Annotated in this window: 11 protein-coding genes and 3 pseudogenes; 3 read left to right on the forward strand and 11 right to left on the reverse strand. The window is 38.7% G+C overall.

Going from position 1 to position 12,703, the window contains the following annotated elements; all coding sequences use genetic code 11:
• Positions 1-71: 71 nt before the first annotated feature.
• The 4 genes and pseudogenes from V8V91_RS15545 to V8V91_RS15560 form a co-directional block, all read right to left on the reverse strand.
• A pseudogene (locus V8V91_RS15545) lies at positions 72-2,500 on the reverse strand (outer membrane beta-barrel protein).
• A gap of 204 nt (positions 2,501-2,704) precedes the next feature.
• A complete protein-coding gene (locus V8V91_RS15550) occupies positions 2,705-3,310 on the reverse strand; it encodes a superoxide dismutase (protein WP_373396032.1) in 606 nt (201 codons plus the stop codon).
• A gap of 103 nt (positions 3,311-3,413) precedes the next feature.
• Positions 3,414-3,857 (reverse strand): nucleoside deaminase, encoded by a 444-nt coding sequence (locus tag V8V91_RS15555; protein ID WP_373396034.1) that lies wholly within the window; start codon positions 3,855-3,857, stop codon positions 3,414-3,416.
• Positions 3,858-3,862: 5 nt separating this feature from the next.
• A pseudogene (locus V8V91_RS15560) lies at positions 3,863-5,004 on the reverse strand (hypothetical protein).
• A 232-nt stretch (positions 5,005-5,236) separates the two neighbouring features.
• On the opposite strand from V8V91_RS15560, the gene V8V91_RS15565 reads away from it, so the two are divergent.
• Entirely contained in the window at positions 5,237-6,349 is a 1,113-nt protein-coding gene (locus tag V8V91_RS15565; protein WP_373396035.1) for a Na/Pi symporter, read from the forward strand.
• Here the strand turns inward: V8V91_RS15565 and deoC are convergent.
• The 3 genes from deoC to V8V91_RS15580 are packed head-to-tail and all read right to left on the reverse strand — an operon-like array spanning position 6,346 to position 8,063.
• Complete coding sequence (gene deoC / locus V8V91_RS15570; protein WP_373396037.1) at positions 6,346-7,011, reverse strand: deoxyribose-phosphate aldolase; 666 nt, start codon at positions 7,009-7,011, stop codon at positions 6,346-6,348. The two genes, V8V91_RS15565 and deoC, sit on opposite strands and share 4 nt — an antisense overlap.
• A gap of 1 nt (position 7,012) precedes the next feature.
• Positions 7,013-7,696 (reverse strand): hypothetical protein, encoded by a 684-nt coding sequence (locus tag V8V91_RS15575; RefSeq protein WP_373396039.1) that lies wholly within the window; start codon positions 7,694-7,696, stop codon positions 7,013-7,015.
• Complete coding sequence (locus V8V91_RS15580; RefSeq protein WP_373396041.1) at positions 7,659-8,063, reverse strand: hypothetical protein; 405 nt, start codon at positions 8,061-8,063, stop codon at positions 7,659-7,661. Before V8V91_RS15580 ends, V8V91_RS15575 begins: the two co-directional genes overlap by 38 nt.
• 257 nt (positions 8,064-8,320) lie before the next feature.
• Between V8V91_RS15580 and V8V91_RS15585 the strand changes: the two are divergent.
• Positions 8,321-8,752 (forward strand): annotated as a pseudogene (locus V8V91_RS15585) (isoprenylcysteine carboxylmethyltransferase family protein); the annotation flags it as partial.
• Positions 8,753-8,849: 97 nt separating this feature from the next.
• Here the strand turns inward: V8V91_RS15585 and V8V91_RS15590 are convergent.
• Genes V8V91_RS15590 through V8V91_RS15605 form a run of 4 tightly spaced genes read right to left on the reverse strand, consistent with a single transcriptional unit; the run spans position 8,850 to position 11,947 of the window.
• The gene (locus V8V91_RS15590) at positions 8,850-9,401 is read right to left on the reverse strand and encodes an FKBP-type peptidyl-prolyl cis-trans isomerase (RefSeq protein WP_373396043.1); all 552 of its coding nucleotides are present in this window, start codon (positions 9,399-9,401) and stop codon (positions 8,850-8,852) included.
• A gap of 3 nt (positions 9,402-9,404) precedes the next feature.
• A complete protein-coding gene (locus tag V8V91_RS15595; RefSeq protein ID WP_373396044.1) occupies positions 9,405-9,959 on the reverse strand; it encodes an FKBP-type peptidyl-prolyl cis-trans isomerase in 555 nt (184 codons plus the stop codon).
• Between the two features lie 45 nt (positions 9,960-10,004).
• Complete coding sequence (locus V8V91_RS15600) at positions 10,005-10,931, reverse strand: FKBP-type peptidyl-prolyl cis-trans isomerase (RefSeq protein WP_373396046.1); 927 nt, start codon at positions 10,929-10,931, stop codon at positions 10,005-10,007.
• Positions 10,932-10,978: 47 nt separating this feature from the next.
• Entirely contained in the window at positions 10,979-11,947 is a 969-nt protein-coding gene (locus tag V8V91_RS15605; protein ID WP_373396048.1) for a bifunctional oligoribonuclease/PAP phosphatase NrnA, read from the reverse strand.
• A 252-nt stretch (positions 11,948-12,199) separates the two neighbouring features.
• Between V8V91_RS15605 and V8V91_RS15610 the strand changes: the two genes are divergently transcribed.
• Positions 12,200-12,622, forward strand: coding sequence for a nucleoside-diphosphate kinase (locus tag V8V91_RS15610; RefSeq protein WP_205646073.1), 423 nt, complete (start codon positions 12,200-12,202; stop codon positions 12,620-12,622).
• Positions 12,623-12,703: the final 81 nt, after the last annotated feature.

Genomic DNA, 12,703 nt, shown 5'->3' on the forward strand with positions numbered 1-12,703 from the left:
GTTGTATCATAACAAATTGTCGTCAGTGAATATAAAAAAATCCTCCTTGGGATACAAGGAGGATGGAAGGTTTAGTTAAGTCGATCTCTTTCTTCAGAACTACCAGAGCTTTTATTCACTCGGAAACTTTCGCCTTTAGAGAATCGATAACGAAGGGTAAATCTTACACCTTGGTTACTTCTATATTGTCTAAATGAAGTATCAATATCTGCAAAGTCAACTTTCGCTTTAATGACTTGAGTTCTAAATAGGTCGGTTCCATTTACCGCGATTGTCAATTTATCTTTCATGATGGTCTTGGTTACACCAGCATCAACCCATCCGAAGCCTTCGATTGAACCCTGACCCCAAATCTGTGGTCCTAAATACATACCTACTACTTCCAATTTGAATCCTTTCGGCAAGTTGATATTGTGCTGAGATCTCACCATAAATGATGTCTGTTCAGTATCTAAGTAATCGTCACCAATCTGAGACTTATATCTGTTATAGTTTACCTGCAGCATATTGGAAGTTCCCCACCATTCCCTGATTTGCACAGGAACCATTGCTCTAAAGTTGGCATTTCTTGTTTTGTCAAAATTGTCGGTAAAAGTGGTAGTGGTTCTTTCTTCGTCATCCTGAATGAACACTTGCATAAATGCATCTGAAGTTTCACTATAGCCAATGGTAAATTGATAAGCTCCTTTTACTACATGGTTCATCTCAAAATTATTGGAATATTGAGGCTTCAAATTTGGATTTCCTCTTTCTGAAGTCAATGGGTCTATGTAGTAAACAAATGGATTCAGCAACCTATAATTCGGACGTGTAATTCTTCTGTTCGCATTATAAACGATCTGATAATTGTCAGAAACCTTATGTTGGATAAATGCACTTGGGAATAGGTTAAAGTATTCTTGAGTATTAATTTGGTCCAAAGTCACTGAATTCCCTTCAATATTGGAATACTCCCTCTTAAACCTGCCTGGTAACTTACCTTATCAGAAAATTTCCCTTTATAAGATGCATATCCTGCCAAGACATTTTCATGGTATATAAAGTGGTTACTATTAGGAGTTGGCTCAAAAGGTCCATCTTCAATCGCTAAGGTCAAATCAAGATTATTATCTGACTTCACCCATGAACCTTTTACACCTGTTTCAAGAGTTCCTTTTCCTAGCGGCTTTACAAAATCTACTTTTGCAGTAAAGATATTGTAGTACATATCATTCAATGTATTGAGTCTCCCACGGGCAGCGTCAGACTGATCCTCTCTAGTCCAAGTAGTTGTGCTCAATAAAGATTCACTACCTGAATTCATTCTGGTAAAGTCAATATCTGCAGTCAACTTTGTGCCCAAAGTATCCAAGTTTCCACCATAGTGAAGGTTTCCAAAGAATCGGTTTCCTCCACCATCTGAATCATTATAAGAATCTAAATAGGTCTTATCTACTACGCCAGGAGTGGCTATTTCAGTCAAAGAAGGATTGGTGGTTGTATTGTCAAAATCTGAAGCCTGAAGGTTGATTCCAATGTTGTGGTTTTCATTGATTTCATAATTGGCGGCTCCATTGAAAAACAGATTTTTATTTCTCTGTTTGATTCTAGATTCCTGTAAAAACTTTGAAACCCCTTCTGGTACATCAAAATTCCGCTCAATGTCTAGTTCATTCAAGTTGGCATAATGATTATAATTCAAATCTGCATTGGTAGACCATTTTCCTTTCTTAACATTCAAGGAAACTCCAGCAATCGGAGCCCAGAATCCATTGTACTGACCGCCTGCCTGCACATTTCCAAACATTCCATCTACGGTGTTCTTTTTAAGTCGGATATTGATCACTCCTGCAGATCCTTCTGCATCAAATCTTGCGGATGGATTATTGATCACCTCAATGCTCTTAATATTATCGGCTGGCATGGCTCTTAAAAAATTGGCCAAGTCAGTAGCACTCATGTAGGTTTGGCGATCATTGATCATTACTACCGCCCCAGTACGACCATTCAAATTGATGATTCCATCCTGATCCACATAAATACCTGGAGATCTTCCGATCACATCCAAAGCAGTAGATCCTTCCGCCATCACTGTTCCTTCTACGTTGACAATGGTTTTGTCAGGTTCAATGATAATTTCTGGCCGGGTCGAGGAAACAGTCACTTCATCAAGCCCAGTTGCTTCATCTGTTACCGTCAATTCTCCCATTTCTTTAATTGTGCCAGGTTTCAATTCAAAAGGATCTGATTCATATGGTTTAAAACCAATAGAAGAAATCACCACTTTTACCTGTGCTGTTTTGGCAGATTCAATTAAAAATAATCCATTTTCATCGGATACGGCTCCATCTACAAGATGTCCATCATTTACCGCAATTAAGGCCACATTGGCATAAGGAACTGCCTGCCCATTCTGATCTAAAATTTTCCCGGATATTTTACTAAGATCTTTTGCAGCAAGATTACTCATTCCCAACAAATAAGAGAATAGAGTTAAAAAGAGTAAGTTGGTAGTTTTCATTACTATGAAATATGTGTGTGTTGACTGTGCCAACCAATGAAAACAAAATGCCAAGAGTAAAAAATGGCCCAAAAAGCATAGAATGGCGTTTTTTAGTTAAACAAAAAATTAGACTGTATCAAAACCGAACAGTAATTCGATCGGTTTTAAACAAAAAAATCCCCGATTCAACCCGGGGATTTCGAATGGAACTCTTAGTTCTGCTTATTTGGCAGCAGCATATCTCTTACTAACTTCTTCCCAATTCACTACATTCCAGAATGAAGCAATGTAATCAGGTCTTCTGTTTTGGTAATTTAAATAGTAAGCGTGTTCCCAAACATCCAAACCAAGAATTGGAGTACCTGGGCACTCGGCAACATCCATCAATGGATTATCCTGATTTGGAGATGAGCATACACAAAGTTCTTTTTTAGCATCTACACAAAGCCATGCCCAACCTGAACCAAATCTGGTTGCAGCTGCTTTATTGAATGTTTCTTTGAATGCATCGAAAGAGCCGAATTTTGCATCAATTGCAGCAGCCAACTCTCCAGTAGGAGTTCCTCCACCATTTGGAGAAAGGATAGTCCAGAAAAGTGAGTGATTAAAATGACCACCCCCATTATTTCTTACCGCAGTATTTGAACCTGCGATTTTCAACAACTCTTCCAGAGATTTACCTTCTAGGTCAGTCCCTGCAATTGCATTGTTTAAGTTAGTCACATATCCATTGTGGTGCTTCGTATAGTGGATTTCCATTGTACGTGCATCAATGTTTGGTTCTAATGCATCATATGCATAAGGTAATGAAGGAAGTTCAAAAGCCATATTGTTAAAATTTAAGGTTAAACGTTAAAATTATATTCATTCAAATAATCTGCCTAAGGAACTGGTAGAAAAGAAAAAAAATTCCCTGAAATCCAATTTCCTTTTAGTTTCTCAATTTTTTGAAAAATTCAAGTAACAATTGTTCGGATTCCAAGGCCATTGGGCCCTGAAACAGTTTTGTTTTCGGATGTAGCATTGCCGGGTTGCATTGCTTAAAACCTCTTTTGGGATCTGGTGCTGCAAAATGCACCTCTCCGATCTGGGACCAAAAAAGAGCCCCGGCACACATGGCACAGGGCTCTAATGTCACATATAATTTACATTCGTTGAGATATTTCGATCCCAGGTAATTCTCTGCAGAGGTGATCGCCAGCATTTCAGCATGTGCGGTCACATCATTGAGCATTTCGGTTTGATTGTAAGCTTTTGCAATAATCCTGTTTTTACAGACAATCACAGCACCCACTGGTATTTCACCTTCTTCAAAAGCTTCTTTGGCCTGCTTAAAGGCCTCATTCATGAAATATTCGTGTGTGAAAAGCTCCAACTTTTTTATCTGAAAAATTCGAAAATCTCCTCTCTAATTCCCTCGTTGATGATAACTGCCAACAACAAGGAAACCAATAAGCCAATGAATGCCTTGCTCACATCTTTACTTGCCAATTTATAGGCTCTGCTAACCCATTCCCTACGCTTTTCTGGCTTGCCTGCTTTCCCTAGGGCAATGGCTAATTCACGTCCTCCCAACAATCCGATAAATACCCAAGTGGTACTCATTGGAACTTTGCTGTGAATCTTGAAATAGAATAGGATGATGGCGTATACGAAATCCACAATGGTCGCAGCTCTCACATCCGTGACATTGGACTTCTCATTGACAATAGATTGGATTTTGTCACCTTTTAAATAAAACAGGAATCCAAGTCCTAGGAAGACGAATCCAGCATATGCTGAAAATTCATAGACATTCAACTGTCTTGGAAGGAATACAGCAATGTTTGCCGCATCTTGCATGATCCACACTGCCCATAATGTACCAGAAGTAATCCATTGAAGAAACATCCAGTACGGCTTTGGTTTTCCTTTTAGGTAATTCTCAACAAAACGCTCTAAAAGGAACCATACCACAATTGCAACTCCAAAAGCCAATAGGTAACCTACAAAGCTTTTTTCATGACTTCTACAATGGTGCCCGCTTTATAAGTAAACACATTAAGTAATAAGAATGTGGTGGAAACCGGCATTCTCATTCTGGTCATAATCAATAAAACTATCGGGGCTGCCAATTGTAAAAAAACGAAGCTCTCAGGAGCTTTATCCAAGCCTTTGGTAGTCAAACGCTCATAACTTACATCTCCATTGAAAGTGATCCAGCTGTAAGTAACCGTACCGACAAAAATCAAACCCATAAATAACCACAACCAATACCATTTTTTTGATTGATTGGAGGCGATAAAGGTTCCAATGGTCTGGATACTATCATTGGCAATGGCAGAGTAGGCCGCCAAAGCAAATCCAAACCACATTGCTGCATAGGTATAAGGAAGCAATAATCCGGCAATCGAAATAAGTATACATATACCTACCAGGAACTGCTTTTCTTTCTTGGCAAAGTCAAATATAGAGTATGCACTTTTACTTAACTTTTCTTGATTTATGTTCTGGTCGAGATTCTTTTTCTTAGCCTTGGCCATGTCTTTGTTTTCTATTTGGCAGCAAAATTAATGAAGATAATCTTCTGGGAATATTAAGAAATTGTTAAGTAAGCACAAATTCTTTTCTATTCCACTCAGTTTGGCTTGCAATTCGCAAAAAAATTTCAACTTTTGCGATTTATTTTAATTAAAATTTGGAATTTCTTCGAGATTAGGCTTCGAAGTGAAATATCATTAGTATTAGGGTACTACCAACTATATTACGCCTGGGATGGAATTATATGATCAGGAACAACCTGTAAAAAACAAAACCAAAAGCTATGTCTTAATGCTTTTGGCCATCTTACTATTCATTTTTTCAATCGACCTTCTTACAGTTGCAATGGGGCAACTTAACAACTCTGTGGCAAATGATATTTTAATGGCCACAAAAAACCCCTTTGTGAGCCTTTTCATAGGCCTTTTAATGACCGCTCTGATTCAAAGTAGCTCAACAGTGACTTCGAGCATCGTGGCAATCGTAGCGGCGGGTAACATGAGTATGGAACAAGCTGTTCCTATGGTCATGGGAGCAAATATCGGTACTACCTTGACCTCCACACTTGTTTCATTTTCTTATATCATGAAAAAGAAACAATTCAAAAGAGCCATTTCAGCAGGGATCATTCATGACTTTTTCAACATCATTACGGTCTTTATTTTATTTCCTTTAGAATACTATTTCCAGTTTTTATCCAAAATCGCTCATAAACTGGCTTCCTTTTTCCTGACCAACGAAAATTATTCAGGAACATTCAATTACAACAATAAGGTATTTACACGCCCATTGACTGATTGGATCTCTGAAACTATTCATATTCCTTTTTTAACCTTGGTATTGGCCATATTCCTGGTTTTTGGAGCCATTAAATTACTTTCATCCTCCGTCTATAAGGCCTTTGTATTAGATAGCTTCCAGGAAATCAACAATTTTGTCTTCAAGAAAACCAACCTGGCATTTATTTATGGAATATTTTTCACCGCTGCGGTACAATCCAGTACTGTGACTACCTCTTTGGTGGTGCCTTTGGTAGCAAATAAAAAAGTATCCCTTAAAAAGTCCTTTCCTTTCATCATTGGAGCAAATATTGGAACTACCATCACCGCAGCCATTGCAGCATTTTATAAAACGGAGGCAGCTATCGCGCTAGCCATTGTCCACTTCCTATTCAATTTCTTTGGAGCTTTAATCATCTTGCCTTTCCCTGGAATCAGAAATATCCCTGTTAGGATGGCCACTTATATGGGGGCAAAATCAGTTCAAACGAGATTTATTGGTTTCGCTTATATTTTGCTGACCTTTTTTATCATTCCATTCTTATTGATTTACTTCAGCAACAATTAAGCATATTTCATTTTCCAAGCTTCCATTAATTGCTTGGCTGAACTGGTCCCGATCCGATCTGCACCAGCTTCAATTAACTGAATTGCAAATTCCAAGGATTTAATACCTCCTGAGGCTTTGATACCTACATGTGAGGATAGGGTTGCTCTCATGGTAAGGATATCTTCTACTGAAGCCCCTCTACTTGCAAAGCCGGTGGATGTTTTGACATAATCCGCCCCTGCATCCTGACAGATCAGACAGGCTTCTTTGATTTGGGATTCACTCAGATTGGCGGTTTCAATGATGACTTTCAAAATCCTTTCCTCCCCATGGCATAATTTGGCAATCTGGGCAATTTCAATCTTCGGCCAATTCATTCCTGAGTGATAAGAAGTCTGGGACCATACCAAATCCAATTCATCCGCTCCTTGTTTGATTGCCTCTTTCGTTTCAAACACTTTTGTTGCGGTATCAGTATAACCCAAAGGAAATCCAATCACCGTTACCAATTGGATATCTTCCTCTTTCAACTCTCTTTTAACCTTTTTCAACCAAAATGGCGGAACGCAAACACCTACAAACTGCTCCTCAATGGCATCCTTGATCAAAAGATCCAGTTGATCCGAAGTCATGGTAGCCTGAAGTAATGTGGTTTCTAAATACCTATTGAAATTTTTCATATCAGGAGTCTGCGTTTACATAATTCAATAAATACATAAACTCCAAAGTCAAATCCCCATCCCGCGCAATGGTGGCTCCTTCCAAGATTGGAGAGACCTCTTTATTCAATTCTGGTATGACCCATTGAATAAGCTGATCTCCAAAATCGGTGCTGGCTCCTCTTGGCAACTCGCAAGGTAGATTATCAATTGCCATCACCGAAATACTGGTTTGACTGCCAAATGCTTCAATAGCTTCTCCTGTCTTTCTATCTATATCATACACGGGGTTTAGAATATTGGAAGCTTTGACAGTGGTAGGGATAGACCCATGTATGTCACAAGAGATATCCGCAATTACCGAAATAGCAAAGTCAGGATGGTCAATATCCTTCAGTTCAAACAGCCTGGGTGCATCAGGATCCCAATAATGGGATGCAATTAAAATTTCCCCTTCCTCTGCAAACTTTAAAAAATGACTTTCATACTTTTCAGGATTAGCGTAAAATTCTTCCTGATCATATCCCCCATCCGATTTACGCCTGTTGTAATCCGAGGATTTTAAAACCAAATACACAGGTTCATCAAAATAATGATGGAGGAAATCTTGGGTAGAAACTTCTCTCACTCCCAAAGTATCCAAAATTTCTTTGGCCCCTTTCCCTACTCTACCAGAACCAGTTAGGATAATCTTGATAGGAGGCAATTGTACCTTTTTTAGCTCCTGCTCTAGTTTTTTTATCAAAACACCGATAAGCCCTTTTGATATCAAACAGATCAGTTTTCTGTCCATAAGTCCATAATGCATTATACGCTCCAACTATTCCCGCCCATCTTCCAAATGCCACTACTCTTTTCCCAGATTCATCTTTTAGCACTTCGTAATCCAATAAGCGAATATTTTTATCCAGAACCGCTTTCAACAAGGCACGGTTATAAGGCTGCTTTTTGATAGTATGCGAAAAGAAAAAGAAGGTTTTCCCAGGAATCAGCTGATCAATGGGCACTTCCTTTACCCCAAAAACCACATCACAATCACTCAAATCATCCACTACTTGACAGCCAGCATTCAAGTACTCTATATCGGTAAAGGCACGATGAGGACTGGACTGAATAAAAAAGAATATTCACCAGGATATTGTCTCTGAATATGAATGACTTGGCTAGGGGTAAATGGAGTTCGTCTATCTGGCGGGTTTTTCCTTCGCGGATAATTCCGATTTTCATAAAAATAAGGTTATCGGGTAATCGAGTTATAAATGGGCTATATACTATTAATTTTCAGCTGGAGCATATTTTATAGTACGCACAGCCTTTTCGCTTCCACCAAGTTAAAAGAATTCTAAAAGCCCAATGGGCCGGAAGCCAAAAATGGTTCAGACTTTTTTATACCATCTTTTCCACCTTGCTTTTTATGGGAATCATGATTCAATCCTTATTTATCCCCATTTCAAAATTCCTTGATCAAAGTGATCTTATGACCTATTTGGGATACATGTTTGCCACATTTGGAACAATCCTACTTGTCAAATCTACCAAGCAAATCCAGCTAAAACAGTTCCTAGGGATATCTGCTCAAGAAAAGTCTCCCCTTTTAATTACCACCGGTTTATATGGTAGGGTAAGACACCCATTGTATTTAGGACTAATTTTGATCTTTTTGGGTTATGTCTTGGTTTCGGCAACCTACACGGCCCTAATTCATTTTAGCTGTCTGATTTTGTATTTACCGTTTGGAATGTATTTCGAAGAAAAAATCTAGTGGATCAATTTGGTAAAGCCTATGAGGAATATCAAAAAAGGTACCCATGATCATTCCTAAGTGGAGCAAAAAAAGAGGGCCTAAGCCCTCTTAAATATCAATCCGTTCCTTTAAAGAATACGTCGAAGATCAGTACTGAATTTGGTGGGATTCTACTGTTATTTTCAGAAGAACGATACCCATAAGGAGAAGGAATAATCATCCTTGCTTTGGTACCTGGTCTGATCCTTCTAAAACCAATATCCCATCCTGTAATCACATTTCCTGCACCTACCTGAAACTTAAAGGTTTCATAAGTTCTACCTTCCACATAGATATTATTGTCTCTAGCAATGGTTTCATCCGTGGTATCGAAAACCGAACCGTCCTCCATTAGGAAGCCCGTATACTCCGTATACACAATATTTCCACCTGTAGGCCGAGACCCTACTCCCTCTTCTTGAACAATAATCACTAAACCAGATGGGTCATGGATTCTATATAGACTGTCTACTTGAGCCGTGTCAATATAGGCCGCTATTTTTACTGAGTCGATGGCAAGATTTCCATCTACATCATAAACAGGACCCGTGTTGAAAGGATTATTTGGTTCGCAGGCAATAATCGCACTGAAAAGCCCAACTAAAAGGAAATAGAATAATTTCTTCATGTATTAATTTTCTCTTAGGCCAGGTTTAACTTCCATTAATTCCACTTCAAAGACCAAAGGGGTATTTGGTGGTACTGGTCCTTGACCATTTCTTCCATATCCTAATTCTGAAGGCATGATGATGGTAGCTTTATCCCCAGTTTCCATCTGTCTAATTCCAAACTCAAAGGCAGTAAGAACAGAGAATGTACCCACTTTAAAGGAAAGTGGAGGATACTTATAGTCGCTGTCATACAGCCCATTATCCTTGGCAACTTGTTCGATACTGGTATCAAATACTTGTCCACTCAAGAATTTACCTGTATAGTGAACAACTACGGTATCCCCAACAAAAACCGAATCTTTACTATTAGACAGTTCTTGCCAAATAATGTAATAGGCATTCGCCTGATCCTTGTATTCTTTGACATTGACGATAGTAGTAGTGTCCAAATAGGCCTCAATCTCTGCTTTATCTTCTAAGAAAATAGCTTCTGAAGTCTCTTCTGTATCAATACAAGATACAAGTGTAATGCTTCCTATCAATAAGGAAAGAAATGAATACAGTTTAATTTTCATTGCGTTGGTATAGTTTTTAATTGTTTGTCCTAAGTCTTGGCGGACTTATTTCTGAACATCTACTACCTCTACATCGAAGATTAGGATAGAATTAGGTCCGATCATACCTCCTGCTCCGTTTTCACCATAAGCCAATGGAGAAGGAATCAAGAACTTACCTTTAGAACCTTTTTTCAACAATAACAATCCTTCATCCCATCCAGGAATTACCTGACCCATTCCTACATTTACTGGAAGTGGCTCATAAGGTCTCTGAGGATTATAAACATCATGCTCCTTAGCCAATTCTTCGATAGAAGTATCAAATAACGTCCCGTCCAACAGGTAACCTGCATAATTCACATTCATGGTAGTACCTGGAGTGACTGGCTCACCTGTTCCTTCTTCTTCGATCACATAATAAAGTCCGCTCTCAGTCTTATTCGCATCCAAACCCTTTTCCGCAACATATGCTTCAATAGTTTTTGCTTCTTCTACCAATAATTCTTTTGCTCTATCCGCTCTTTTAAGCTCTTCAGCTTCCATGGTTTGGTTGAAAAAAGCTTCAATTTCTACCTGATCCATGATTTCAAACGCACCTAATCTCACTTTTACTACATCATCCTCTTTCAAGAATGGAGGAAAATTCTCTCCAAAAATAATTTTGGCAGTAGATTCAAATGCAATGCTGTCTCCTTTTTTCAAATTCAAGAAAATCTCATCCATTCCATTGGTAGGAGTAATGGAATCATTAGCCATCAAATAGCCTGGAAATGGCTGACTTGCTGTTGAGTAAATGACAGAGTCATCTCCATTGGTAATTTCCAAGTTGTAAAGAAGAAAATCTCCATTAGGAGCAGTTTCATTTCCTTCAGAAACGTAGGCGTACTCAATTCCGTCTTTTTCAGTTACTTTTTTCTTTTGACAAGAAGAGACTAGGGCTACCCCAAGCGTCAAGACGATTAAAGCCAATAGGCTGTTGTTATTTTTCATAAAGATTAAGTGAATTTTCTAAGTAAAGTGCGGTGATAAAATCGGGCTTAATTTGCTCCAACAGTTTCAACAGGGAAAAGCGAATCCTGATTTTCTTCTACTAATTTTTCAAATCTTTCTACAGTTTCTTTTAGTCCCAAGTTTGACTTACCTCCAGAAGCGTTTTTATGCCCTCCTCCACTGAAGTATTCGGCAGCAAATTTATTTACTGATACTTCACTGGATGATCTAAAAGAGATCTTGATGCCATCTTCACGCTCTGAGAATAAAGCAGCCAATTTTATGCCATCCAAAGATAAAGCATAATTAACCAAACCTTCTGTATCTCCGGTCTGGCTTTGATATTTTTTAAGATCTTTTTTACTGATAGCAAAATATGCAGTGTGCAGATCTTCTCTGACCACCAATCTTCTGCTAATGGCAAATCCGATAAATTTCAATCTGTTGACTGAATTGGAATCATAAATCCAATTGGCAATCTGGGAACTATTTGCTCCCAAATCCAAAAGCTCTGCCACCACCAAGTGAACGTTTTTGGTAGTATTGGGATGTCTAAAACCACCCGTATCAGTCATGATCCCAGCATAAAGGCATTCTGCAATGTCTTTATCGATCAAAGCTTTGTCTCCTAACTCATCGATCAACTCAAAAACCAGTTCACAGGTAGCTGCAGCTTGAGTACTTGAGTATTCAAAATCTGCGAAATCCTCTGGATCTTGGTGATGGTCAATATTTACCACATAAGCGTTGGATTCACGGATCATTTCTCCCAGCTCGTTCACCCTGTTCAATACAGAGAAATCCAGACAAAAGATAATGTCAGCTTCTTCCAGCTTTTTGATGGCAATCTCCCGATGCTCAGGTTTGCTAAAATCCAATACGTCATCATTCCCTTTCATCCAGTTAAGGAAAGAAGGGTAATCGGATGGAGTCACTACACTTACCTCATGTCCTTTTTTAATCAAGTAGTTAGCAAGACCCAAGGAGGAACCCAGTGCGTCAGCGTCGGGCTTCACATGCGTGGTAATGAATATTTTTTGGGGGATGAAATTTCTTTCTTAAATGAGGCTAATGCTTCCATTTTTTAGAATTAGCGGCACTTTGGCTCTAAGTAAGTCGCAAAGGTCATTAATTTTTTGACAAATCCCAACTTATGCATTTACCTGAAAATTAGCCCGATATGCAATAAATAATTTAGAATACTCGGAAGATGGATTTTATTCTCCTATTTTTGCGCCCGAATTAAACCAATGAAAATAAGAAAACCCATGGCAACAAACAGAACATTTACCATGATCAAGCCGGATGCTTTTTCAGCAGGCAACTCAGGAGCTATTCTTAAAATGATTGAAGAAGCTGGTTTTAAAATCATCGCAATGAAAGCCACTCAGTTGACCCCGGCAACTGCAGGTAAATTCTATGAAGTGCATAAAGAAAGACCTTTCTACGCAGACCTTTGCGCTTATATGTCTTCTGGACCAATCATTGCTGCGATTTTAGAAAAAGAAAATGCAGTAGAAGATTTCAGAAAATTAATTGGTGCTACCAATCCAGCTGATGCTGCTGAAGGTACTATCAGAAAAATCTTCGCTAAATCTATCGAAGCAAATGCAGTTCACGGATCTGATTCTGATGAAAATGCAGCCATCGAAGGAAACTTCTACTTCTCCCAAATTGAAAGAATAGGATAATAGTTATACCCAATCTATTCTGAAGGCACCTCCCTAGGGGTGCCTTTTTGATTTTTTACCAATTCCATTTCCAATTACCAC

It is taken from the genome of Algoriphagus halophilus (assembly GCF_041729275.1).
GTDB lineage: Bacteria > Bacteroidota > Bacteroidia > Cytophagales > Cyclobacteriaceae > Algoriphagus > Algoriphagus halophilus_A.